Annotated in this window: 20 protein-coding genes and 1 pseudogene; 9 read left to right on the top strand and 12 right to left on the bottom strand. The window is 68.2% G+C overall.

Going from position 1 to position 23279, the window contains the following annotated elements; translation table 11 throughout:
• Window positions 1-69: 69 nt before the first annotated feature.
• The 5 genes and pseudogenes from VGC13_RS04885 to VGC13_RS04905 all read right to left on the bottom strand — a co-directional run bounded on the left by VGC13_RS04885 (window position 70) and on the right by VGC13_RS04905 (window position 8186).
• Window positions 70-1530, bottom strand: coding sequence for a M20 family peptidase (locus VGC13_RS04885; protein ID WP_331124091.1), 1461 nt, complete (start codon window positions 1528-1530; stop codon window positions 70-72).
• Window positions 1531-1770: 240 nt separating this feature from the next.
• A complete protein-coding gene (locus VGC13_RS04890; RefSeq protein ID WP_331124092.1) occupies window positions 1771-4878 on the bottom strand; it encodes a type I restriction endonuclease subunit R in 3108 nt (1035 codons plus the stop codon).
• 103 nt (window positions 4879-4981) lie between these two features.
• Window positions 4982-5170 (bottom strand): annotated as a pseudogene (locus VGC13_RS04895) (DUF91 domain-containing protein); the annotation flags it as partial.
• Window positions 5167-6447, bottom strand: coding sequence for a restriction endonuclease subunit S (locus VGC13_RS04900; RefSeq protein WP_331124094.1), 1281 nt, complete (start codon window positions 6445-6447; stop codon window positions 5167-5169). The pseudogene VGC13_RS04895 and the gene VGC13_RS04900, both read right to left, overlap by 4 nt.
• Window positions 6444-8186 (bottom strand): class I SAM-dependent DNA methyltransferase, encoded by a 1743-nt coding sequence (locus tag VGC13_RS04905; RefSeq protein ID WP_331124095.1) that lies wholly within the window; start codon window positions 8184-8186, stop codon window positions 6444-6446. The genes VGC13_RS04900 and VGC13_RS04905 overlap by 4 nt, the downstream gene beginning before the upstream one ends.
• A 352-nt stretch (window positions 8187-8538) precedes the next feature.
• Between VGC13_RS04905 and VGC13_RS04910 the strand changes: the two genes are divergently transcribed.
• A complete protein-coding gene (locus VGC13_RS04910; protein ID WP_331124096.1) occupies window positions 8539-8769 on the top strand; it encodes a helix-turn-helix transcriptional regulator in 231 nt (76 codons plus the stop codon).
• Window positions 8770-8873: 104 nt separating this feature from the next.
• The gene (locus VGC13_RS04915; protein WP_331124097.1) at window positions 8874-9107 is read left to right on the top strand and encodes a hypothetical protein; all 234 of its coding nucleotides are present in this window, start codon (window positions 8874-8876) and stop codon (window positions 9105-9107) included.
• Between the two features lie 291 nt (window positions 9108-9398).
• Here VGC13_RS04915 and VGC13_RS04920 read toward each other — a convergent pair whose 3' ends face one another.
• The 4 genes from VGC13_RS04920 to VGC13_RS04935 form a co-directional block, all read right to left on the bottom strand.
• Window positions 9399-9626, bottom strand: coding sequence for a hypothetical protein (locus VGC13_RS04920; protein ID WP_331124098.1), 228 nt, complete (start codon window positions 9624-9626; stop codon window positions 9399-9401).
• Between the two features lie 73 nt (window positions 9627-9699).
• The gene (locus VGC13_RS04925) at window positions 9700-9855 is read right to left on the bottom strand and encodes a hypothetical protein (RefSeq protein ID WP_331124099.1); all 156 of its coding nucleotides are present in this window, start codon (window positions 9853-9855) and stop codon (window positions 9700-9702) included.
• A gap of 120 nt (window positions 9856-9975) precedes the next feature.
• The gene (locus VGC13_RS04930; RefSeq protein ID WP_331124100.1) at window positions 9976-10707 is read right to left on the bottom strand and encodes a hypothetical protein; all 732 of its coding nucleotides are present in this window, start codon (window positions 10705-10707) and stop codon (window positions 9976-9978) included.
• Between the two features lie 131 nt (window positions 10708-10838).
• On the bottom strand, window positions 10839-11525 hold the full coding sequence (locus VGC13_RS04935) for a hypothetical protein (RefSeq protein WP_331124101.1): 687 nt from the start codon (window positions 11523-11525) through the stop codon (window positions 10839-10841).
• A gap of 325 nt (window positions 11526-11850) precedes the next feature.
• Between VGC13_RS04935 and VGC13_RS04940 the strand changes: the two genes are divergently transcribed.
• Window positions 11851-14367: a BTAD domain-containing putative transcriptional regulator gene (locus VGC13_RS04940; protein WP_331124102.1), complete on the top strand. Its 2517-nt coding sequence runs from the start codon at window positions 11851-11853 to the stop codon at window positions 14365-14367.
• Here the strand turns inward: VGC13_RS04940 and VGC13_RS04945 are convergent.
• On the bottom strand, window positions 14315-14974 hold the full coding sequence (locus tag VGC13_RS04945) for a hypothetical protein (RefSeq protein WP_331124103.1): 660 nt from the start codon (window positions 14972-14974) through the stop codon (window positions 14315-14317). The genes VGC13_RS04940 and VGC13_RS04945 overlap by 53 nt on opposite strands.
• A gap of 554 nt (window positions 14975-15528) precedes the next feature.
• On the opposite strand from VGC13_RS04945, the gene VGC13_RS04950 reads away from it, so the two are divergent.
• The 6 genes from VGC13_RS04950 to VGC13_RS04975 all read left to right on the top strand — a co-directional run bounded on the left by VGC13_RS04950 (window position 15529) and on the right by VGC13_RS04975 (window position 21934).
• Window positions 15529-16953: a class II fumarate hydratase gene (locus VGC13_RS04950; RefSeq protein WP_331124104.1), complete on the top strand. Its 1425-nt coding sequence runs from the start codon at window positions 15529-15531 to the stop codon at window positions 16951-16953.
• A 243-nt stretch (window positions 16954-17196) separates the two neighbouring features.
• Window positions 17197-17712, top strand: coding sequence for a hypothetical protein (locus tag VGC13_RS04955; RefSeq protein ID WP_331124105.1), 516 nt, complete (start codon window positions 17197-17199; stop codon window positions 17710-17712).
• Between the two features lie 15 nt (window positions 17713-17727).
• Window positions 17728-17952 (top strand): hypothetical protein, encoded by a 225-nt coding sequence (locus tag VGC13_RS04960; protein WP_331124106.1) that lies wholly within the window; start codon window positions 17728-17730, stop codon window positions 17950-17952.
• Window positions 17953-18070: 118 nt separating this feature from the next.
• Window positions 18071-18931: a tryptophan 2,3-dioxygenase family protein gene (locus VGC13_RS04965; protein ID WP_331124107.1), complete on the top strand. Its 861-nt coding sequence runs from the start codon at window positions 18071-18073 to the stop codon at window positions 18929-18931.
• Between the two features lie 403 nt (window positions 18932-19334).
• Window positions 19335-21113, top strand: a complete 1779-nt coding sequence (locus tag VGC13_RS04970; RefSeq protein WP_331124108.1) for a methyl-accepting chemotaxis protein — start codon at window positions 19335-19337, stop codon at window positions 21111-21113.
• A gap of 77 nt (window positions 21114-21190) precedes the next feature.
• A complete protein-coding gene (locus VGC13_RS04975; RefSeq protein WP_331124109.1) occupies window positions 21191-21934 on the top strand; it encodes an MBL fold metallo-hydrolase in 744 nt (247 codons plus the stop codon).
• Between the two features lie 72 nt (window positions 21935-22006).
• Here VGC13_RS04975 and VGC13_RS04980 read toward each other — a convergent pair whose 3' ends face one another.
• Window positions 22007-22267, bottom strand: coding sequence for a hypothetical protein (locus tag VGC13_RS04980; RefSeq protein WP_331124110.1), 261 nt, complete (start codon window positions 22265-22267; stop codon window positions 22007-22009).
• Between the two features lie 560 nt (window positions 22268-22827).
• Entirely contained in the window at window positions 22828-23079 is a 252-nt protein-coding gene (locus tag VGC13_RS04985) for a hypothetical protein (RefSeq protein WP_331124111.1), read from the bottom strand.
• Window positions 23080-23279: the final 200 nt, after the last annotated feature.

Genomic DNA, 23279 nt, shown 5'->3' on the forward strand with positions numbered 1-23279 from the left:
TCGGGAGTGGGCGGAAGCCGTACACTCCGATACGGCCATCTACGGATTGGATGTCACGTCTGCGCTGAACTATCCGCCGGCCGCGTTCAGCAGCAGCTGGCGGTAGAAGCGGATGGCGGCTTCGTAGTCGCGGATGGAGATGCGCTCGTCGGTGCCGTGGATGCGGTCCAGATCTTCCGACGTCATCCGCACGGGGAGAAAGCGGTAGACGTGCCCGGTGAGCGCGTGGTAGTGGCGCGCGTCCGTGCCGCCCACCACCAGGTACGGCGCCACCACCGCGTCCGGCGCGGACTGGCGGATGCTGCGCTCCAGCAGGCGGTACGGCTCGCCGTCCGTGCGCGACACCGGCGAGGGCTCGCTGCTGAACCCCTCCATTGCCCGCACGTGCACCGCCGTGTCGTCCACCACGCGGCGGACGTGCGCCACCACGCCCGCCACGCTGTCGCCGGGAAGGATGCGGAAGTTGACCACCGCGCGCGCCCGGCTGGGGAGCACGTTCTCCTTGGTGCCGGCCTGAAAGATGGTGGGCGCCGTGGTGGTGCGGATGACGGCGTTGCTGGACGGGGCGCCGGCCAGCGTGCGGATGACCAGCGGCCGTGTGAGCCACAGGTTGGCGAACACGGCGCGCTGCGCGAACGGCATCTCCGGCCCCACGCGGCCGAACAGCTTGAGCGTGGCCCCGTCCAGCCGCGCCGGCATGGGCGACGCTTCCAGCCGGTGGATGGCCGCGCTCAGCCGCCCGATGCTGCCGTGGCGCGGCGGCATGGAGCTGTGGCCGCCCTCCGCCGTCGCCGTCAGCTCCACGCTGACGAAGCCCTTTTCCGCGACGCCGATGAGCGCCGTGGGCCGGTCCACCCCCGGCATGAGCCCCTGCCCGATGACGCCGCCCTCGTCCACCACCATCCACGGCCGCACGCCGCGCCCCCGCAGCAGCGCCGCGGTCTGGCGCGCGCCGTGGCCGCCCACCTCCTCGTCGTGCCCGTAGGCCAGCATCACCGTGCGTCGCGGGGCAAAGCCCTGGGCCAGCAGCATCTCCACCGCCTCCATCGTGCCCATCACCGACGACTTGTCGTCCACCGCGCCGCGCCCCCACACCCAGCCGTCCCGCACCGTGCCCGCGAACGGCGGCTGCGTCCAGCGCGCCTCGGTGCCGGCCTCCACCGGCACCACGTCCATGTGCCCCATCAGCAGCAGCGGCGGCAGCCGCGGGTCGCTTCCCGGCCAGGTGTACAGCACGCTGTGCCCCGCCACCGTCTCGCGCCGCAGCCCCGCGTGCACCCGCGGAAAGCGCGTGCGCAGCAGCTGGTGGAACGCCGCGAACGCCGCCGCGTCGAACCGCGCCGAATCCTCGTGCGAGATCGTGGGGATGCGGATTGCCTCCGCCAGCCGCTCCGCCGCCCCCGCCGGCGCCGTGTACGCCGCCGCCGCGGGCACCTCCCCCTGCGCATCCCCGAACCGCGCCGTCCGTACCAGCACGACGGCGAGCAGGAGCAGGAAAGTGACGACGAACGCGAGAGCGAGCTTTTTCATGGGATCGACGAAAAAGTCGTGGCAGGGAGCTGCACCAATGAAATGCCATGTACAATGGCTATCTACGCGGCTGGGCGTGACTCCGGAGCGACGCCGCCGTCACGGCCTCATCGGCTTGGAGGCGGCAACCGAGAGCACGAGCGACAGCAACTCGTCGCCTGGTCCGGTGATCCGCCAGCCACTGGCAGCCAGAAACGCGACCGCCGCGGCAGGCGCACTTCGCCGACGACGGCCAGCACGTCAGGCGGCGCGTGCGCGCAGGCTCTCGTACAGGTCGGCGTGGTTCAGCAGGATCTCCTTGAGGCCACGCTGCACCGCGTCGGAGTTGAGGGCCTGTGTGCTCATCGCCGTGTGTGCGTCGAGGGCGCTGATGATCGCGCCCAGCAGCTCCCGGTTCAGGTCCGGCGAGTTGGCGAACTGCTCCTTGCTGTTGCTCGCGGCCTGCTGCACCAGCGTGTCCGATTCCAGCAGCTTTCCTTTCAGCACGTCGTTCACGTAGACCAGCTTGTCCTGGTCGCTCAGCTCGCCACTGAACAGGTCGTTCACCTTCGCGATGATCTCCCGCAGGTACGCCTTCTCGCGCTCCTGGACCTTGCTGGTGCCCACCCCCGTGGCCGGCTGAAGGCCGCCGCCGCCCGGCTGCAGCGTCATGGGCTGCGCGCCCCGCGACTTGAGCGTGTGGTGCGTGAGCACCACGCGTGAAAGGTCGATCCCCTCCCGCTCCCGGCCAAACTGCAGCAGGGGGAGAAGGCGCCGGTAGAAGATCGCCCGCCTCTCGATCTCGGTGTTGCCGTAGTCGAAGATCTGGGACAGGTACGTGTACAGCCGCACGAACACGCCCAGGTCGTAGCGAAAGATCAGCAGCGCCTCCACCTCTTCGCCCGCGCTCTTCGCGGCCGCGGCATCGTCCCGGGCCCGGGCGTCGTTCAGTGAATCCCGCGCGATGCGGTACTTCTTCATCAGCCGGTCCACCACCGGCTCGATCGCGGCGACCAGCTCGCCCTGCCGCGCGCCCGGCTTCATCTCGGCCTCGACCACGCGGTCGACCTCGTAGTCGTCGTACCAGCCCGCGCCGTCCAGCTTGGCGCGCAGGTCGAACACAAGGTTGGGATCGGTGACGTCGGTGAGGTGCGCGGTCGTGTAGTACGTCTGGAACGCCTCCAGGATGTCCGCGGGCTCGTTGGCGAAGTCCACGACGTAGGTGGTGTCCTTGTGCGGATACGCGCGGTTGAGGCGGGAGAGCGTCTGCACGGCCTGGATGCCGGCCAGGCGCCGGTCCACGTACATCCCGCACAGCAGCGGCTCGTCGAAGCCCGTCTGGAACTTGTTGGCGACGAGCAGGATCTGGTACTCGTCGGTGTGGAACGCCTCGCGGATGTCGCGCCCCTTCAGGTCCGGATTCAGCGTGGCGCTGCGCTCGGTAAACGGGTCCGGACCGCTGGCGGCGTCGTTCACCTCGCCCGAGAACGCGACCAGGGTTCGCAGCGGGTAGCCGCGCTCGCGGATGTACCTGTCGATCGCGAGCTGCCAGCGCACCGCTTCCACGCGGCTCCCCACCACCACCATCGCCTTGGCGCGGCCGGCGAGCAGCGGCGACACCAGCTCGCGAAAGTGCTCCACCACCACCTGCACCTTCTGCGCGATGTTGTAGGGGTGAAGGCGAATCCATCCCATGATCCCCTTCATGGCCGCGCTCCGCTCCACCTCCTGGTCGTCCATCTCCTTGCCCTCGTGGGCCAGGCGAAAGGCCATCTTGTACGAGGTGTAGTTCTGCAGCACGTCCAGGATGAAGCCTTCCTCGATGGCCTGCCGCATGGAGTACACGTGGAAGGCTTCGGGAAGGTTGTCCGCGGCTGGCTGCCGGGTGGGGTCCGGGCGGGTGCCGAAGAGCTCCAGCGTCCGCTGCTTGGGCGTCGCCGTGAACGCGACGTAGGTGATGCCGTCCGCCGCGGCGCGCGCGGCCATCTGCGCGGCAAGCAGGTCCTCGGTGCTCACCTCCCCGCCCGCCTCCACCTCCGCCATCTCGGCGTCGCTGAGCACGGCGCGCAGCTGCTTGGCGGTCTCGCCCGTCTGCGAGCTGTGCGCCTCGTCGGCGATCACGGCGAAGCGCTTGCCCTGCGTGGCGGCCAGCTCCCGCACGGCGGCCAGCGCGAAGGGGAACGTCTGGATGGTGCAGACGACGATCTTCTTGCCACCCGAGAGCGCTTCGGCCAGCTCGGCGCTCTTGCTTCCGCCCTCGCCCTTGATGATGGCCACCACGCCCACCGTGCGCTCGAAGGCGAGGATGGCCTCCTGGAGCTGGGTGTCGATGACGTTGCGGTCGGAGACCACCAGCACGGTGTCGAAGACCTTGTTGTCGGACGCGTCGTGCAGGTCGGAAAGCAGGTGCGCGGTCCAGGCGATGGAGTTGGTCTTTCCCGAGCCGGCGGAGTGCTGGATGAGGTAGCGCCCGCCGGGTCCTTCCTGCCGGACGGCGGCCACCAGGGCGCGCGTGGCGGCGAGCTGGTGAAAGCGTGGGAACAGGACGCGGGAGATCTCCTTCTTCCGGTCACGCTCGGCCACCATGTAGCGGCCCAGGATCTCCAGCCACCCGTCGCGCTCCCAGATCTGCTCCCACAGGTACGCGGTGGGGTGTCCGTAGGGGTTCGGCTCGTTGCCCCCGCCGCCCTGGTTGCCGCGGTTGAACGGGAGAAAGCGGGTGGCCGGCCCCTCCAGCCGGGTGGCCATGTGCACCTCGTGGTTGCTCACCGCGAAGTGCACCAGCGCGCCGCCGGGAAAGGACAGCAGCGGCTCGGGGAGCTTGCCCGGCGGCCTGGGGAGCCGCGTGTAGCGGTACTGGTCGACGGCGTCGTCAACGCTCTGGACGAAGTCGGTCTTGAGTTCGGCGGTGGCGACGGGAACGCCGTTCAGGAACAGCACCAGGTCCATGCTTTCCCGCTCGTCGTTCACCGAGTGGTGGACCTGCCGCACCACGCGCAGGCGGTTGGCGGCGTAGCGGGACAGGATTTCGTCGTTGGCGGCCATGGCGGGGCGAAACTGCGCCAGCGGCAGCCTCGCCTTCAGCCCCATCATCTCGATGCCGTGCCGCAGCACCTCCAGCGTGCCCCGCGTGTTCAGCTGGTCGCGCAGCCGCGTGAGCAGCGCCTCGCCGGCGCCCGCACCGTGGTTCTTGACCAGCGCGGCCCACGCGGCCGGATGCGCCTGCTGCACCCACGCCAGCACGTCTTCGGGAAAGAGTGCGCGGGGGCGGTCGTAGTTCGCGGCGTCGCCGGCCGCGTACAGCCAGCCGTGGGCGGCGAGGTACGCGCAGATCTCGGCCTCGAAGCTGACTTCCTTGTGGATGCTCATGAAATCGGGAGATGGCGTTGCGGTGTGGAGATGCGCTGCATGGGATGCGCGGGCCGTCAGCTCGCGTCGTAACTCAGGCGGATGAGGGGAAGCGCCCGCTCCAGCCCAGCGTGTCGATGCGGCCGCCGTGCTTTTTGCCCGTGGAGTGCTCCGAGGCCAGCAGCCGCACCGCGAAGAACGTTTCCAGGTTCTGCTCGATGAGTGTCTGCAGCGACTTTTCCAGGGCGACGGAATGCCCGGCGATCTCCGTCACACCGCCGCCGCCGGTCCGGAACAGCTTCAGGTCGCTCATGCCGCCTCCGCCATTGCAATGCCGCGCACGTCGATCTTGCCCGTAACCGCCGCGGAGATCAGGGCGGTGCGGCGCTCTTGGAGGAGTGTGATGGAGCGCTCGGCGTCGGCAATTAGAGAATCGTACGCAACCGCCTCCGCTTCTACTGCGGCGATGATGGCAGACTGTTCACTGATCGGCGGAACGCACACTGCAAAATTCGTCAACATCGGCCTTCGTAGCGAATCGACGGTGGACTTTGCCCCACCCTCAAGCGCGATCTTGTAGAACTGCTCCCGAAAATAGTGAAAGAGGAAACGTCCCTCGACTCTCCGGAAATTATTTAGCATATAGACTCGCTGGTGGAAATCAAACGGGCCGCAGTAGTAGTGGAAGACCTTCCCTACGCCGGCTCCATCGCCCGCAGTGAAAATGGCCTCGCAATCAAAAGCCATCGAGTCAATCCGCTCAACAGTTTGAGACCGCACAAAGAACGGAAACGCTCCTTCCAGAACAGCGTTTTCGGTGTCGCGGTTCCCGGTTTGAATATCGCACAAGAACTTCATGCGGACGATATCCCAATGTGCCGGCACATCCCCCAGCCACTCGACGCCCGACGGCTTCATCGGCGCATCCGGGTTCAGCCCGCGTGTGACGGCGTGCGAGATGACGGCTTGGCGCTTCTCCTTCAGCAACTCGATCAGGCGCTGCTGCTCGGCGATTAGAGCATCGATTGACGTGGTTTCATGGTCAAGAAACTCCACGATTGCGGCTTGTTCGCCGCGCAGCGGCACTGGTACGGGCACAGCCGCAACCTTCTCTGCGGTGAAGTGGGCGATAGTTGACTTGTTACACAGCACGTCCACGAAGCCCTTGGCCTTGATGGTAGCCATCCAGTAATACAGGAACTTTGTAGAGTCACCTCTCCTGGAGCGTACGCGGTTCACAGAGTTCTGGAAGCGGTAAGTCTCCTCCTCTGAGGTGAAAACGCAGGATCGGCCGACATCACCTCCTTCGCTGACAAGGAGATCGCCACGGCGAACAACGAGTTCTGACGACTCGCGCGGACTGAACCACATCTGCTTCACGTCGGTCGTATCTACCCCGTCCCACTGAATGTTCGCGGCACGAAGGTAGGGGAGGAGTTCGTCGTCTGAACTCTGGCGCTCGGGTTGCAGCATCTTCCCGAGAGTCACCTCGTACTTATGCTTCAGCGCAGTAACCGCCCAGTGCTCAGGCACCTCCCCCAGCCACTCCACCCCGCTGGCCTTGTAGCGCGGGTATCTCGGGAAACTCATTGCGACAGCTCCCCGATCATGGCGACGATGCGGTCCGTGACACCCTTGAGCTCCGCGTCGATCTCGGCGAGGGGGCGCGGCGGCTTGAAGACGTAGAAGTGCCGGTTGAAGGGGATCTCGTATCCCACCCTGGTCTTGTCGTGGTCGATCCACGCGTCCGGCGCGTGCGGAAGCACCTCGCGGCGAAAGTACGTCTCCACGTCCTCCGAAAGCGGCACGTTTTCCGTGTCGCGCAGGTCGCTGTCCGGCACCGGCTGCCCCTTGGCCTTCCCCTTTGCAGCGCGGACGATCTCGCCCTTCTCGTCGCGCTGCGGGCGCTCAATGGTGATGGTGCGGTAGCCGAAGTCCTCGTTGCGGAACAGGCGGCTGATGGGGACGCCGTCGCGCTCGGTCTCCTCGCACCCGCCGAACAGCCGCGTAATTGCTTCGATGTGCGCCGGCGAAAGCTCCTTGCGCTTGCTGCCCAGCGACTTGCGCATCTTCTGCCACATCCCGCTCGCGTCGATCAGCTGCACGATGCCGCGCCGGTTCTGCGGCTTGCGGTTGCTCAGGATCCACACGTACGTGGCGATCCCCGTGTTGTAGAACATGTCCGTGGGAAGGGCCACGATGGCCTCCATCAGGTCGTTCTCCAGCACGTAGCGGCGGATTTCGCTCTCGCCCGAGCCCGCGCCGCCGGTGAACAGCGGCGAGCCGTTCAGCACGATGCCGAACCGGCTGCCGCCCTGCTGCGCCGGGCGCATCTTGCTGATCAGGTGCAGCAGAAAAAGGAGCGACCCGTCGCTCACCCGCGGCAGCCCGGGCCCAAAGCGTCCGCTGAACCCCTTCTGCTTCGCCTCCCTCCGCACCTCTGTCTCGATCTTCTTCCACTCCACCCCGAACGGCGGATTGCTGAGCATGTAGTCGAACCGCTTTTCCGGAAGCCCGTCGTTGGAAAGCGTGTTCCCCAGGACGATGTTGGACACGTCCTGCCCCTTGATGAGCATGTCCGCCTTGCAGATGGCGTACGATTCGGGGTTCAGCTCCTGCCCGAACATCACCAGGCGGGCACCGGGGTTGTGCTCGGTCAGGTACTCGTCGGCCACCGAGAGCATTCCGCCGGTGCCGGCGGTGGGATCGTACAGCGTGCGCACCACGCCCGGCCTGTTCAGCGCGTCGTCGTCCTCGATGAACAGCAGGTTCACCATCAGCCGGATCACCTCGCGCGGCGTGAAGTGCTCCCCGGCCGTCTCGTTGCTGAGCTCGGCAAAGCGCCGGATCAGCTCCTCGAACACCAGCCCCATCTGCGCGTTGCTGACTGCGTCCGGGTGCAGGTCGAAGTTCGCGAACTTCTGGGTGACCAGGTACAGGAGCTTCGCCTTGTCCAGCCGCTCCACCTGCCCGGCGAAATCGAAGGCGTCGAAGATGTCGCGCACCGCGGGCGAAAAGGCGCGCACGTACGCGAGCAGGTTTTCCCGGACGTGGTCCGCGTCGCCCAGCACCTTCCGGAGGTCCATCGGCGACGTGTTCACGAAGTGCTGGCCGGACTTCTGGATCAGGAACGGCTCCGGGTTCAGCCCCGCCTTTTCGCGCTTCTCCTTCTCCTCGAGAACCGCGGCCTTGGTGGGCTCCAGGACGCAGTCCAGCCGGCGCAGCACCGTAAAGGGAAGGATGACGCGGCCGTACTCGGACTGCTTGTAATCGCCCCGCAGCAGGTCGGCCACCGACCAGAGCAGGGCGGAGAGACTGGCGCTACTCACGTGTGATTCGGGTGGGTAAAGGAGATTGATCGCGCTCGGCGCATCGAACAGCCGTGTCTCGCACGACTCGATGATTACGCGATCCGAGGCGGGTACGCCGGGCGGAGCCTGGTGGATGCACGACGAGACTACGCGGCGGGTAATACGGATGCAGCCGCGGCAGGCGCAAAGCAGGCGCAACGCAAGCGCCACCTGCGTTCCATCTTATCACGAAAGCATTCGCCGCGCGACCGGTGGCGCCCACTGGCGGCTCCTACCACGCGGGAACGGGCGACCGTGATTTCCTCGCGCGGCTCGCATCCCACCAATAGTGTGTAGATGGTGAAGCAGTCACGCACGTACCATTCTCTTTATGGCCCGTGACAACTCGAATCCAGCGATCGGCATCGTCCTCCGTGAACTGCGCGTGCAGCGCGGCATGACGCAGGAGGAACTCGCCGCGAAGGCGAAGATGCACCGCAACTACATCGGCGGCCTGGAGCGCGGGGAAAAGAGCCCCACGATCAAGAGCGTCGGCAGGCTGATCGCGGTGCTCGGCGTGAGTTGGACGGAGCTCGGCAGCGCGCTGGACGCGCAGGCGTAGCCAATCCTGCCGCGCGCCGTTTCGTGCGCTTGACAATCACACCGATAGTGTTCATCATAGGTCGTGAACACGATCGGTGTCATTCAGCACGATGGAGGTGAATCATGTCATCCAGAGACGCACACCCCAGCCCCTCGCCCGCGCGGATGCTGGAGATCCTGACGGATCGCTTCGCCGCGTTCGAGGCCGTCGCCAACAGCACCATCAAGCTGGCGCGCGCCACCCCGGAGCCGGAGCTTGCAATGGACCTGCTGATGGCCGACGCGGTGCTGCAGTTTGGCAGCGACCTGCGCGAGGCGCGGGATGCCGCATCGGCCTGGTGCCGGTGCGGCAGGTAGCGCGGCGTGCCCGGCCTGCCCCCACGAGAGGGCCGGCCGGGCACGCCGTCGGTCAATGCGAATCGTTCCGCCGACGCGACGCAAGGCGACGCAGCCGAGCGGCTGCGCCAGGCCGGCGTCCCCCGTCTTGCTCTACGCGTCGGCGCCGAAAGCCGCCGCCGAGGCTCCTGGAGGCGCTCGACGTGCCAGGACGACCTGGTCGGGGGCAGGATTCCGCTACCCGGCAAACGGCAGCGCGCGAGCGGGGAACGGGGCGAGAGGGAGGACGTTCGGCCCGGCTCCGATCTGCGCCTAGCCCTGACAGGGCTGCTGCGGGCTCGCGCACGTGTGCCGGCACGTGTTGGGGCATGTGTTCGCGCACGTCCAGCACGTGGCACCGGCCAGCGGGTGCTCACACGTGTTGGCACACGTGTTGGCGGTCTGCTCGGCGGCGGCCACCGTCCCGGAATGTCCTTCCGGGGCCTCTACTTCGAACGCCTCCACCTGCAGCGCGTGCAGGTCCAGTGTCAGCTTGCGCATGAAATCCTCCGTTGGTTGATGATGGTGCGAGCACCGCGCGGGTAGCACCGTGCGGTGCATGCGAGTGCGTCCTTCAGCCGACGGCCACGTTGAACGTGTAGTTGTTCGTAAGGGTCACCGTTACGGGACGGACGTAGTCCGGCGGGAGGGTGAACTCGTCCTTCCAAAGGACGTGCCGGTGCTGGGTGCTGGCACCTCGGTTCGCCCTGCAAAGGTTGAACTGTGGCATGATTCTGCTCCCGATGAGGGTTTGTGTGTGTCGGCACCGGGTCACCCGGATCCGGGCCGGCGGGGTGCCGGCGCGCGCCGGAGGACACCGTTCCGCCCCCGGTGCGCGCATACGTCCGGGTCACCGCGGACTCGTCGAGGTGAGCGCCGGGTTGCGAGCCAGTTCGGCGCGGCGCGCGAGATCCGTGGAGGGGGCGACCAGCAGCGGTCGAAGCGGGTCGCCGAACTCCACGGCGCGCCCCCACGGCGCCCGCTGCCAGTCCCAGCCGCCGTTGATGTCGTAGGTTACCTGTGCCTGCCGCACCGTGCGCAGGTCCAGCAGCACCCCCGGTCCCACGGCGGTGTCGAACGGCGCTCCAGCCGCCGACTCCAAGTTGGAGAACATCAGCAGGATCGTGGGTACCGGCTCGATCACCTGCCCGTTGTGGCCGTACAGCGGAAGCCGGCAAATGGGGGCGGGCCTGCCGTCCACCACCCGCGAGATGCCGCATCCCAACGGCCTGCTGCTGGTATTGCGGATGGTGATGGCGCGCGGCGTCGCCCCCTGCGTCACTGCTCCCGTGCCCGTTTCCCCCACCGTCAGCATCTGGCCGAGCAAGATATTCTCCTGGTAGCCCGGAACCACCTGCCCGGCCTGTACGGGCGAGGGCACCGTATACGCCTGGAAGCGGCGGGGGGCCTGCACGACGTTCGTCCGCCCGTACTCCCGCCTTGCCATCCACAGCAGCGGCTGCGCGGCGTCGTCGGAACACCGCACGGCGGCGAAGGCGAGCAGGGAATAGCCGGAGGTGATCAAATTGGTCACCGTGGCGGTGCTCATGGTGATGGTTACCTGCAGGGGAATGATGTCCATTGGACCTCGACGGGAGGTGAGGGGGTGCGCGCCGCGGGCGAAGTGGTGCTTCACCTCACTCGCCGCCGCGAAAGCGGCCGTGGCCGTACGCGCGGGTGGCCCGCGCGTACGGTGCGTCGTGACGCAGGGGTTCAGGTGTTGTCCGAGTTGATCAGGAGCGGGATGAGATCGGTGTTGGGCGCGCTGGCCGTGATGCCGGGCACCTGCACCCACTGGGTCGGGACCTTCAGGTCGTACTTCACCTCCATGTCGTGGTCCGCCGTCAGGTCCACCAGCGCCCCCCAGCCGTACGACTGCTCGATCACCGTACCGGTGTTCACCGGCGCGCTGGCGAACATCAGGAACACCTGCGCGATCGGGACGATCAGGTCCTCCATGCCGGCAGGCAGGGGAAACGCGCAAATCGGCAGGGGTTTGGGATCGATCCCGTTCGGCTGCGAGAGGCCGCAGACGAAGTCGGTCGGCGGGCTTGCGGCGTTCAGGATGGCGATGGCCCGGGGGTCCGGGCCCTGGCTCACCGTTCCCACGCCACCCGCGGCCACGGTCACGAGCTGCCCCAGGTTCACGGCGTCCTGTCCCGTCGCGGTGATCCTCGTGCTGGGGGTCAGCTTCACGGACCTGGAGGTGTACGCGAAGTACTCCTCCGACCACGTCAGCGCCGTGGTTTCGGAGTAGTCTTCGGTCGCAAACCAGACGAGCGGCTTTCCGGTGCGGGGACCCCGCACCCCCTTGAAGCCGTACAGCTGGTAGCCGCCGCTCTTGAGCGTGGTGACCGTTTCGTCGGGGATGGTGATGGTGATTGAGTAGGGCGTTGCCATGGGTCCTCCTTGATGGAGTGGACGTGTTTCCGGGCCCGGGCGGGACCCGGCGATGGAGGCGGCTCCCGCGGCCGCGGGTGTACCCGAGCCTGCCTCCGGCGCGTCGGCGACTTGCGTCCGTCGTCGATGCGCGGTTAACATCGCCGGCAGCCATCAAGGTCTTTTGTGGACATCATCTAGCTCTATCCAAGTGGTATCCATGTTTGCTCTCAATGTCCTTGGCGGTGCTGTGCTTGAGGGACCTCAAGGGCCGGTTTCGGGGAGGGCGGCGTACCGGCGTCGAATCGCCGTTCTCGCCATTCTTTCCATGGCGCGGGGGCGGCCGGTGGGACGCGAGAAGGTCATCGGGCTGCTGTGGCCGGACGACCGCACCGAGCGGGGCCGCCACCTGCTCTCCGAGTCGCTGTACGTGCTGCGGAAGGACCTAGGGGAAGACCTGTTCGTGACGGCGGGCGACGAGGTGGGGGTCAACCCGCTCGTCCTGCGCTGCGACGCGGCGGAGTTCGGGCAGGCGGTGGAGGAGGGTAGGCTGGCGGACGCGGCGCGGCTGTACCGCGGGCCGTTCCTGGACGGCTTCTACGTGAACGACGCGCCCGAGTTCGAACGCTGGGCCGAGGGCGAGCGCGACCGGCTTGCGCGGAGCTATGCCCGCGTGCTGGAGTCGCTGGCCCAGGCCGCGGAGAGCGCCGGACGGCCAGGGGATGCGGTGGAGCACTGGCGGCGCCTTGCGGTGCACGACCCGTACGACTCCGGCTCTGCCGTACGTCTGATGCAGGCGCTTGACAGCGTCGGACAGCGCGCCGCCGCGCTCTGGTTCGCCGACACGCACGTGGCGCTGCTGCGCGAAGAGCTGGAGGTGGAGCCGGACGACGACTTCGCGGCCTTTGTGGAGCGCCTGCGGTCCGAGCCTGTCCACCTGCCACCGCAGCCGGCCGCGCCCGCCTTCGCGGCGCCAGAGTCACCTGCGGAGGTGCCGACGCCCGAGCCGCCTGCCGAACTCGTCGACGCGGATGAGGCGGTTGTGGTGCAGTACGGAGAGCCGTCGGAGTCATCGCCACCGGTGAACGGCGAGGCCGCAACCGCGGCAGATCCGGATTGGCACGCGAAACCCGTCGTGACCGCACCCGGTCCGCTCCCGCCGGACGAGCGCGCCCCTTCATCCGACAGCTTGGCGTCGTCGCATCCGGAAACGATGGAGCGGGCGGATGCACGCCGTCCCGCGGCCGCCGGGCGAGAGTGGCACCGGTGGGCGCGCGCGGCGGCGGTGGCGGGGCTGCTGCTGGGGGTGCTGGCGGCGATCACGGGAGGGCCGCGGCCCGGCTCGACCGAAGCGGCGGGTGGATTGGGATACGACCCGCGCCGCATCGCCGTGCTCTACTTCGATGACCACAGCCGCGGTGGGGAGCTGCAATACCTGGCCAGCGGGCTTACGGAATCCCTTATCCACGCACTCAGCCAGGTAGAGGCGCTCGACGTCATCTCACGCAACGGCGTCAAGCCGTACCGCGACGGTGCCGTCCTCTTCGACAGCATGGTCGCGGACCTGCGGGTGGGGAGCGTGGTGGAGGGGAGCGTGCAGCGCGCGGGAGAGAACATTCGGGTCACGGTGCAGCTGGTGGACGCCGCGACCCGGTCGCATCTGGAGAGCCGGACCATCGTCCATCCCACGGGCGACCTCCTCGCGCTGCAGGACGCGCTTGCCGACTCGGTTTCGAGGTTCCTGCGGCGGCGGCTGGGCAAGCAGGTGAAGGTGCGTGGCATTCGCGAGGAGACGCGCAGCGCCGCGGCGTGGCAGTGGGTGATGGAGGCCGAGCAGGCCCGTGACGACGCCGCGCGCTTCCTGCGCGAAGGTATCCAGCAAGACGCCGTGTCCGCCGCGCGGGCGCTGGCGCGCGCCGACTCGCTCCTGGCCGCGGCCGAGCGCGCGGACCCGGGCTGGGCGCGCCCCACCGTGCTGCGCGGGTGGGTGGCGCACCGCGCCGCGCCACTCGCCCCTTCCCCCGCCGCACGCGAAGATACCGCCCTCGCCTTCGCCGAGCGGGCGCTGAAGCGCGCCCAGGGCGACCCACTGGCGCTGGAACTGCGCGGCACTGTCCTCTTCAACCAGGCCACGGTCTCGGCCGGTGGGCAGGAGCAGGCGGCGCGGCTCGACCGCGCCGAGGCCGATCTGCGTGCCGCCGTCGCCGCCGACCCACGGCTGGCGAGCGCGTGGGGAACCCTCTCCCTCCTGCTGCGCTACCGCGCGCGCGCCATGGAATCCGACGCGGCGGCGCGGCGCGCTCTGGCCGAGGACGCGTATCTCGAAGGCGCCGACGTGCTCCTCAACCGCCTCTTCTTCAGCGCGCTGCAGGTGCCCAACTACCCGCGGGCCGACTCGCTCTGCGCAGACGGCGCGGGCCGGTTTCCCGGCGATTGGAAGTTCGTACAATGCCACCTGCTGCTGCTGCGCGCCGACCCAGGCCGGCTGCCCGACGCCGCTCGCGCCGTGCGGCTGCTGGGTGAACTGGACCGCGTGGACCCGCCGGCCCGCGCCCGGGCCGAGGGGCGCGCGTATGCGCCCTTGTTCCGTCAAGCGGTGGTGGCGGCGGTGGTGGCGCGTTCGGGAAACGCGGACAGCGCCCGGGCCATGCTGGCCCGGGCGCGGCGGGAGGCTGCGAGCGATGCGGACCTGACTACGTCGCTGGCCTACGACGCGGCGTACGTCCACCGGGTGCTGGGCCAGCCCGATTCCGCGCGGGCCCTGCTGGCGTGGGCGTTCGCACGGCGGCCGGCGATGCGGGAGTTCGCGCTCAGAGATCCTCTGTTCCGAGGCCTCGCGCTTCCTGCGCCTCGATCACCGTAGCCAACGACTTCGCGTACACCGTCCCGTCCGGGCGCATGAACAGGACGTCGATTTCGCCTCCCTCGCTGCTCGTGAGGGGGACGAAGTCCGAGTCGGGGACGTGCCCCATCGCGAAGGGAACGCCCTGATCCTGCTCGGTGCCGGGGTCTGCCTTCGGGCCTCTGTGGTACCACGTGTCCGACAGCGCCGCCAGGTGGTTCTTGGACTTCCACATCGACTTCGATACGTAGTACGGGAACACGAACTTCTCCACCGCCGCCTCGGTCCAGAATACCGCATCGTAGTCCAGCAAGGAGCACGGCTTCCCCCCCTCAGGGGTGATGCTGGCCTCGGTGATCGCCGGGCGGTCTTTCAACTGTGGCGGCGTGTTGATCACCATGATGGTCCTCGGCGGAGGCGTCTCGCCCGGCTCTGCCGGGCGCAGCAAGAGCTGGCCCTTTCCTGGTTCACCCTCCTGGATCACGAAGTACGGCTCGCCATTCGAGCCTCGGGCGCTCGCCGCCGCTTCGGCGATCCCGCGCAGCTCATAAGCATCCAGATGGACCGGCTCGTTGCAGACACACCTTGTCTTGCCCGCTTTGTCCTTTTTGCAGGTGCAATCTTCCATTGTTGCCTCCGCCGGTGAATTCAGGGACGAGTGGATTGCGCCACTGGACGCGAGGAAGATGCCGCCCGCTCGCGTCCGCCTTCCACGCGGGGGGCGCCCTTCCGCGCTCCGCGGGGTTGAACCACGCCGACCGGGTGGGCGCCGGCGGCCGCGGACGTCGCTCTCCGGGCCGGTCCATCGTCGAATGCCTGCGCGAGAAAGGTCAAAGGGATCAATCGATCCACGGCGTAGCTGTGGCCGTCGGTCGGGCTGTCGCGGAGGGTCTCGACCACCTTGCCCGCCGCACCCCTCTGGCGCCCTTCACCGCTTTGAACGCGTACAGGTGTAAGCCGCTGGCGTTCAGGCCCTTGGCCGCTATCAGCTCGTTGCGGTGCATCGGATTGTGGCCATGACCGGCAGCGTGCACGGCTGTCGGCACCGCGTCGCCGACAGCCGCTCCGGCGCAGCGGAGGTGGACTGAAACGGGCGGCGGGCGAGGCACTTTCGCCTGGCCCGCCGCCCCGCCATTTTCTCCCGGCTTTCACTCCCCTCGAAATCGAATCGCGAGGAAAACGATGGACCATAGCTCCGGCTTCCGGATCGAGAAGGACTCGCTGGGCGAGATGCAGGTTCCCGCCGACGCGCTGTACGGCCCGCAGACGCAGCGCGCCGTGGAGAACTTTCCCATCAGCGGCATACGCTTTCCGCGCCGCTTCATCCATGCGCTGGGCACCATCAAGAAGGCGGCCGCGCAGGCCAACGCCCAGATGGAGCTGCTGGACGCCGGCGTGGCCGACGCCATCGCCCGCGCCGCGGACGAGGTGATCGCCGGCACGCTGGACGGCGAGTTCGTGCTGGACGTGTTCCAGACGGGCAGCGGCACCAGCAGCAACATGAACGCGAACGAGGTCATCGCCACCCGCGCCACGCAGCTGCGGGACGGCGGCGGCAAGGTGCACCCCAACGACCACGTCAACATGGGGCAGAGCTCCAACGACGTGATCCCCACCGCCATGCACGTCTCCGCCCGCGTCGCCATCCACCAGGACCTGATCCCCGCGGTGGAGCGGCTGCGCGACGCGCTGCAGGCCAAGGCCGTGGAGTTCGACGACGTGGTCAAGAGCGGCCGCACGCACCTGATGGACGCCACGCCGGTGCGGCTGGGGCAGGAGTTCGGGGGATACGCGTCGCAGCTGGAGCACGGGCTGCGGCGGCTGCGCAACGCGTCGGAGGAGCTGGCGGAGCTGGCGCTAGGCGGCACCGCGGTGGGCACCGGCACCAACGCCGTCCCGGGCTTTCCCGCGCTGGCCATCGAGAAGATCAGCGAATCGACCGGGCTGCAGTTTCGCGAGGCGGAGAACCACTTCGAGGCGCAGGGGGCCAAGGACGCCTACGTCTCCGCGTCCGGCGCGCTCAACACGCTGGCGGTGTCGCTGCTCAAGATCGCCAACGACATCCGCTGGCTGGCCAGCGGGCCCACGTCGGGGCTGGCCGAGATCACCCTGCCCGCGATCCAGCCGGGCTCGTCCATCATGCCGGGGAAGGTGAACCCGGTGATGAGCGAGGCCATGATGATGCTGTGCGCGCAGGTGATGGGGAACCACGTGGCGGTCACCGTGGGCGGGCAGCACGGCAACTTCGAGCTCAACGTGATGATGCCGGTGATGGCGCACAACTTCCTGCAGTCCGTCGCCATCCTGTCCAGCGGCTGCGACGCCTTCCGCGCCAACGCGGTGGAGGGGATCGGCGTAAACCGCGACCGCTGCCGCGACCTGCTGGAAAAGAACCCGGCCATCGCCACCGCGCTCAACGCGTACATCGGCTACGACGAGGCCGCCTCCGTGGCCAAGGAGTCGGCGAAGAACTTCGAATCGGTGCGCGACGTGGTGAAGCGCCGCGGCCTGCTGAGCGACGACAAGCTGGACGAGGTGCTGAACGTGCGCGAGATGACCGAGCCCGGCATTCCCGGCGGCGGCATGGTGGGCGGCGGCGGGGGCTGATCGAGCCGTATCAGTCCCCTTGCGATCGGAAGGGCGGCCCTGCTTCGGGGCCGCCCTTTTCTGTACACGTCAGCGGCGCCAGGGGCCTTGCGCGCGACGCACACTCTGTACATGTTTTCGTGTCGAATTGAACAGAGTGTGCGGGGGCAGCGTCCGAGTTGGCTGGATGCTTGAGGCTGCCACGCATACGGTGCTTGATCCAGCGGGCACCGGAGACGAATTTGAAAACGCGGGGTACGGGGGATGCGGGCGATCGGCTTTCACGGCACCAGTGCAGAAGCAGCGCAGCGCATCCTCTCGGCCGGGTTCGAGATCAGCCGGAACGAGTACGACTGGCTGGGCGACGGAGCGTACTTCTTCCAGGATGCGCCGGTGCGTGCCCTCGAGTGGGCCCGCCAGCGCTTCGGAGACGATGCGGCGGTGATCGCTGCGGAGATCGACCTGGAGGACTGCATCGACCTGCTGGATGTGCCATGGCACGCTCAAATCGCGCGGGTGTACCCGCGTTATCTTGCAGAAGGTGAACAGCAGGGGCGTCCATTACCACGTCAGAGTGCGGGCGCGCACCGGCTGGACCGCGACGTGATGAACTACCTGATCGACCTGCTGGAGGAAGAGCATACGGTCGTAAGTGGCGTACGAGCAGCGTTTTCTGAAGGAGAGCCGGCATTTCCGGGCTCGGCGCTGCTTAACCGATCGCACGTGCAGATTGCCATTCGTGCTCCGGAAGCGATTCTCCGGTCGTGGCGAGTGGCCTGAGCAGAGGAGGGTTACATGATTGATCCGGAAAAGGCAGGCGCCATCTGGAAGAAGCACTTCGACACGGTGACGCCTGAAGAGTTCGTTGCCCGAGTAAAGCGCGTCAGCCCCGACCTCGCGCAGGAATGGTGGGGGAATCGCTCAGTCGCGGAGATCTGCGCCGAACGCCGGCGCCCCACGCGCAGGGCGCGGAACGTATTCGCCTCCCTCGGCCGATCCGTCCTGAGGCTCTTTTCCTGAAGCGCGGCTCCGCAATCTCCTCCCCTATCATCCCCGGCGGCTTTCCATGGCGGCGGCGACGGCGCAGATTGTTGCATCGCGCCGACGTAGCGCTGCCGTACCGTCCTTACGCCGATCGATGAACGCCACCTCATATACGCTTCCCTGCGGGCACACCGTCCGCGACCCCGCGCAGACGCACTACTGCACGTACTTGCGGCTCCCGGAGCTGCTGGCGCTTCAGCCGTCGCCGGAGGCGGTGCGGCACCCGGACGAGCACCTGTTCGCCATCACCCACCAGTCGTTCGAGCTGTGGTTCAGCCAGCTGCGCACGGACCTGCCGCGCATCATCGCCGCGCTGGACGCGGACGACGTGGGGCTGGCGGCGTGGCTGGCCCGGCGCTGCACCGACGTGGTGCGGATGTTCTCGCCGATGATGCGGGTGCTGGAAACCATGACGCTGGGCGGCTTTTACGCCTTTCGCCACCACCTGGTCCCCGCCAGCGGCGGCGAGAGCGGCCAATGGCACGAGGTGGAGCTGCTGTCCGGCGCGCGCGAGCCGGAGTTGCGCCGCTACCTGGAGTCGGAGATCCACCCCGACCCCTCGTCCGGGCCCCACTCGCGACTGTGGACCGACCGGCTGAGCGAGCTGTGGGAGCAGCCTTCCGTGGCCTCGGCGGCGGCGGCGGCGTTCGCGCGGCGAGGGGTGACGCCGGCGGAGGCGTACGCGGCCTCGCACGCGGAGGGCAGGCACTGGGACCTGGTGCACCTGGCCGAGGCGCTGCTGGACTACGACGAGGAGGTGCGCTGCTGGCGCTTCATCCACGCGCGCACGGCGGAGCGCACCATCGGCCCCGAGACGGAGGGAACCGCCGCCAGCTCCGGCGTTCGCTTTCTGGAGCGGATGGCCACGCACCGCGCGTCGTTCTTTCCCTTCCTCTGGCACGCGCGCGCGGAACTGTGGGAGCGCGTGCAGCCGCCCGCCACGTCGCCCGCCTGATCGTCGGCCCGGGTCCGGCACAAGACGGTTCTCACGCAAAGGGAGCAGGGAAGCAGAGAAGACCACCTCTGCTCTCTCTGCATGAGAACTTCCGTCGGTGGGGTGAGCACATCTTCAGGAAACAGGAGATCCTGTCCGATCGTGCCTGCTACCCAACCGCGGATCGAAGTGATACTTTTACCCGTATCATCTCGCACTCCGGTGGATTCCTGAACGGATCTCCACTGCGGGATTCAAAATGCGGAGAGGCATTTCCGCACCCTGAACGTCTCAAATCCAACAACACGCGACCGGCCCCGGCATTCGGTGATACCTTCTTGTATCACGTTTGCACAACGTTTGCATGGCCGAGGCTGCGCGTTCCTCCGGTGGCGTTCACCTTTCTTGTGATTTCGACAACGCGATGATCCAGCTTTCCCAACCGGCGCCCTCCGCGCTGGCGATCCCCGCCATTTCCGCCGATTCGGAACCCGTGCGCGAAAGCCTGCTGAACGCCGGCTACCGCACGGCCGACCGGGTGCTGCGGCGCCTGCTGCTGGCGCACCTGCTGCTGGTGCTGGCGCTGGCGCCGCTGCGGGGCACGTGGACCGAGGCGCTGCTGTGGGGCGTGCCGGTGATCGGGCTGGGATGGCTGGCGGCGCGGGTGTGGGAGGGGCGGCTGGTGGCGCGCCTGTCCATCGCGGCCGCGTTTCTCACGGTGTCGGCGCTCATCATCCACCAGACCGGGGGGATGATCGAGATGCACTTCCACATCTTCGCCATCCTCGCCTTTCTGCTGCTGTACCGCGACTGGCGGGTGCCGGTGGCCGGTGCGGTGGTGGTGGCGGTGCACCACGTGCTCTTCAACGCGCTGCAGGCGGCGGACACCGGGGTGACCGTGTTCCAGCACCACACCGGGTGGGGGATCGTGGCCGTTCACGCCGGGTGGGTGGTGTTCGAGACGGCGATCCTGGTGTACATGGCCCTCCTGCTGGCGGGCGAGACCCGCGGCGCCGACGCGCTGGTGCGGCTGGCCTCGCGCGTGGGCGAGGGCGACCTGGCCGCGCGCGCGGACGAGGGCGCCGGCGCCGTGCGCGACGCGGTGCAGGCGGTGAACCGCGGCACGGCACGCCTGGCCACCGCCGTCAGCGGCGTGCGCAACCGGGCCACGGAGGTGGCCGATGTGGCGCAGAACTTTACCGCCGCGGCGGACCACGTGACCGGGGCCGCCGAAGAGGTGGCCCGGGCGCTGAGCGAGGTGTCTTCGGGCGCGCAGGAGCAGGCGGCGGGAACGCAGCAGATGGCGGAAACGCTGGGCGGCATGGCGCGCTCCATCGGCAGCATCGCGCAGCGGTCGCAGGGGGTGGCGGTCGATACGCAGCGCGCGGTGCAGGTCGCCCGCGACGGCTCGCGGGTCATCGAGGACGCGGTGGGGCGGCTGCAGGCCATCCGCGACACGGTGGTGGACGCCGCCGCGCAGATCGCCGAGCTGGGCGCGCGCTCGGACCGGGTGGAGCGCATCACCCGCGTCATCGACGACATGGCGGCGCAGACCAACCTGCTGGCGCTGAACGCCGCCATCGAGGCGGCGCGCGCGGGCGAGCACGGCCGCGGCTTCGCGGTGGTGGCCGAAGAGGTGCGCAAGCTGGCCACCAACTCCGGAGAGGCGGCCCGCGAGGCGGCCGACGTCATCCGCGACGTGCAGGCGCTCACCGTCCGCGCCGTGCAGGGGATGGAGCGCGGCACGGCCGAGGTGAACGCCGGCGCGTCGCTGGCCGGCGACGCGGGGGCGGCGCTGCGCGAGCTGGTGTCCACGGTGGAGCAAACGGTGCGCGACGTGGCCGCCATCTCGGGCGAGGCCGAGGGGATGGCGCGCGCCAGCCGCTCGGCGCTGCAGGCCGCGGGGGTGGACGCGGCGGCGCTCGAGGCGGGGGCCGACGACGCGCTGGACCCGCTGGTGCGGCTGTCGCGCGCCAACGCGGCCGCGGCGGAATCGGCGGCGGCGGCGGTGGAAGAGATCAACGCCTCCATGCAGGAGATGAGCGCCTCCGCCGAAGAGCTGGCGCAGATCGCGGGCGAGCTGCAGGCCGAGGTGCAGCGCTTTCGCACGGGCGACGACGAGGGGTACGCCCCGGGGCAGGTGCTCCCCGTCGCCATCCCTCGCGTGGTGGACCTGGCGGCGCGCAAGGCCGTGGCGGCCTGAACCTTCCCCGCCGGACAGGGTATCTCGCGGCGCCGGGCTCACTTGGGCCCGGCGCCGCTTTCCTTTACGCGCGCCGCATGCGAACCCGGTCCATCGTCCTTCCGCTCCTGGCCCTGCTGGGTGCATGCACCATGAACCTGGCGCAGGTGGAGGGGCCAGACGCCAACGCCATCCCCACCACCTGGCCGTCGCAGAGCCTGGTGTTCGCGGCGCGCACGGCGGACGGCGTGTTCGTGGTGGACCTGGGATGGGGCGGGGCCGACCGGGCGCTGCGCCGGGGGCTGGCGGAGATCGGCGCCACGCCCGAGGACGTGACGGACGTGTTCGTAACGCACAGCCACCGCGACCACATCATGGCGTGGCCGCTGGTGCGGCACGCGCGCTTTCACATGATGGCGGCGGAGGTGCCGCTGTTCGAGGGCCTTACGGGGCACGCGGACGTCCCCTCGCGCGCCGCGCGGGCGGTACGCGGGGATGCGGGGCCGTGGGCGGGCGAGGTGGACGTGCGGCCGTTCTCGGGCGACACCACCTTCGTCATGGGCGCGGACACCATCCGCGCCTTCGTGGTCCCCGGCCACACGCCGGGGAGCACCGCCTACCTGCACCGCGGCGTCCTGTTCGCCGGCGACGCCATCTCGCGTCCGTACCACACCGGCTATGGGCCCGGAATGGGGATCTTCACCACCGACAAGGCGCGGAACCACGCCGAGCTCGTCTCGCTGTTCGAGCGCCTGCGACCGTACGACGTGCAGTGGGTGTGCACCGCCCACGGCAAGTGCGCCCGCCCCGACGAGCGCTTCATCCGCAAGGTCCTCCGCTGAAAACACGGAAACCCGCCGGTCAGCCGGCGGGTTTCCAGATCGTCGATCTGCCGAACCGGATAGACCTGCGGATCAATCGCCGTATCCACGATACCTCCGCGCCACCTCCCGCTTTACCTCCGCATCCGTCCAGTCCGGATGCTGCTGGCGGACTCCGGCCGTCATGACCTCGCGGGCGGCGCGCATCGTGTCGGCGACCGCCTTCAGCCGCCGCGCGGGCGTCCACGAGGAATAGATGTCGAGCAGCCGGTCGTCCGCACGCTCGATCCGGATCTCCTCGCGCACACCGTTCCGCATGGTGAAGATGCCGGTTCTCGAATCGAGCTCTCGCATGTCCGCTCCGCCGCAGGTTCCGTCTGGTACATACTTGTATGTGATCGACGCGGAAAACAGAACGCCGGCCGCTTCAGCCGGCGCCGCAACCGCAGGCAGTCCCGCGGCCCGGCGCCCGTGGTTGCGAAGGGATACCAGATTCTCAGCCCGATTGTGCATTCCCCACAGTCCGTCTCATCCTCAGACCATATCCTGAAAAAGAATAATCGTACAGAGGATACAGAGTCAGACAGAGAAAGCGAGCCAGGATATCATCTTGGTTCCTCTGTCTGACTCTGTTCCTCTGTACGCATGAAGGTGTTGTTTTCCCGGATTTGGCGTCACACCAAGGACACAGGGAAGACAAGAGGACAGGTTTTTCCTCCGTGCTCTCCGTGCCTTCCGTGAGACGGCAGTAGAAGTTTGGGTGCACAATGAACTGCGGGATTCGGTAGGAGATTACCGCGGGCGATCCCGTGCGCGAGCGGCGGGGCTGCGTCCGCATGAGCGCCGGCGGCAGAAAAAGCCCGCGCGGCAAGGTGCCGCGCGGGCTTTCTACCCTCCATCCGGGCGCTGCCGCGTCAGCAGTACCGGGTGGAGCACGTGTACCGCGAGTTGCACTGCATTGCCTCGAAATCCTCCGCCTCGTGCGCGTCCACGGTGCCCGGCCCGTCCTTCTCTTCAACCGCCTCGAACGAGTCCACCATGAGCGTTTCCGGATCCAGCGTCAGCTTGCGGTTCATGGTCGTCACCTCGCGGCTGGGGTAGGCGCCGCCCGCCCCCATGGCGTAGCGGCACTCCGCACGACAAAAACGGCGCGATCCGTTACGCAACGCGCATGCCACCTCCCACGCAGCATCCTGAATCCCCCAGGAACTTGTCTCACGCAGAACAGAGGAAGCACCATAAGAACGAATCCTGTCAAGAGGCACGAAACCGGACGAACGGGCCCTCCGCGAGAAAGCGCAGTTTCTCGCGTTGCGTGAGCAGAAAAATCCCCTCTTCAACACTCCTGTTCTCGATTTGAAGCGCC

The organism is Longimicrobium sp., assembly GCF_036399255.1.
Lineage (GTDB): Bacteria > Gemmatimonadota > Gemmatimonadetes > Longimicrobiales > Longimicrobiaceae > Longimicrobium.

Excerpts from the sequence above, each read along its gene's own strand:
- VGC13_RS04885 (WP_331124091.1), bottom strand. The coding sequence starts at position 1,530 with ATGAAAAAGCTCGCTCTCGCGTTCGTCGTCACTTTCCTGCTCCTGCTC.
- VGC13_RS04890 (WP_331124092.1), bottom strand. The coding sequence starts at position 4,878 with ATGAGCATCCACAAGGAAGTCAGCTTCGAGGCCGAGATCTGCGCGTAC.
- VGC13_RS04900 (WP_331124094.1), bottom strand. The coding sequence starts at position 6,447 with ATGAGTTTCCCGAGATACCCGCGCTACAAGGCCAGCGGGGTGGAGTGG.
- VGC13_RS04910 (WP_331124096.1), top strand. The coding sequence starts at position 8,539 with ATGGCCCGTGACAACTCGAATCCAGCGATCGGCATCGTCCTCCGTGAA.
- VGC13_RS04915 (WP_331124097.1), top strand. The coding sequence starts at position 8,874 with ATGTCATCCAGAGACGCACACCCCAGCCCCTCGCCCGCGCGGATGCTG.
- VGC13_RS04920 (WP_331124098.1), bottom strand. The coding sequence starts at position 9,626 with ATGCGCAAGCTGACACTGGACCTGCACGCGCTGCAGGTGGAGGCGTTC.
- VGC13_RS04925 (WP_331124099.1), bottom strand. The coding sequence starts at position 9,855 with ATGCCACAGTTCAACCTTTGCAGGGCGAACCGAGGTGCCAGCACCCAG.
- VGC13_RS04930 (WP_331124100.1), bottom strand. The coding sequence starts at position 10,707 with ATGGACATCATTCCCCTGCAGGTAACCATCACCATGAGCACCGCCACG.
- VGC13_RS04935 (WP_331124101.1), bottom strand. The coding sequence starts at position 11,525 with ATGGCAACGCCCTACTCAATCACCATCACCATCCCCGACGAAACGGTC.
- VGC13_RS04945 (WP_331124103.1), bottom strand. The coding sequence starts at position 14,974 with ATGGAAGATTGCACCTGCAAAAAGGACAAAGCGGGCAAGACAAGGTGT.
- VGC13_RS04950 (WP_331124104.1), top strand. The coding sequence starts at position 15,529 with ATGGACCATAGCTCCGGCTTCCGGATCGAGAAGGACTCGCTGGGCGAG.
- VGC13_RS04955 (WP_331124105.1), top strand. The coding sequence starts at position 17,197 with ATGCGGGCGATCGGCTTTCACGGCACCAGTGCAGAAGCAGCGCAGCGC.
- VGC13_RS04960 (WP_331124106.1), top strand. The coding sequence starts at position 17,728 with ATGATTGATCCGGAAAAGGCAGGCGCCATCTGGAAGAAGCACTTCGAC.
- VGC13_RS04965 (WP_331124107.1), top strand. The coding sequence starts at position 18,071 with ATGAACGCCACCTCATATACGCTTCCCTGCGGGCACACCGTCCGCGAC.
- VGC13_RS04970 (WP_331124108.1), top strand. The coding sequence starts at position 19,335 with ATGATCCAGCTTTCCCAACCGGCGCCCTCCGCGCTGGCGATCCCCGCC.
- VGC13_RS04975 (WP_331124109.1), top strand. The coding sequence starts at position 21,191 with ATGCGAACCCGGTCCATCGTCCTTCCGCTCCTGGCCCTGCTGGGTGCA.
- VGC13_RS04980 (WP_331124110.1), bottom strand. The coding sequence starts at position 22,267 with ATGCGAGAGCTCGATTCGAGAACCGGCATCTTCACCATGCGGAACGGT.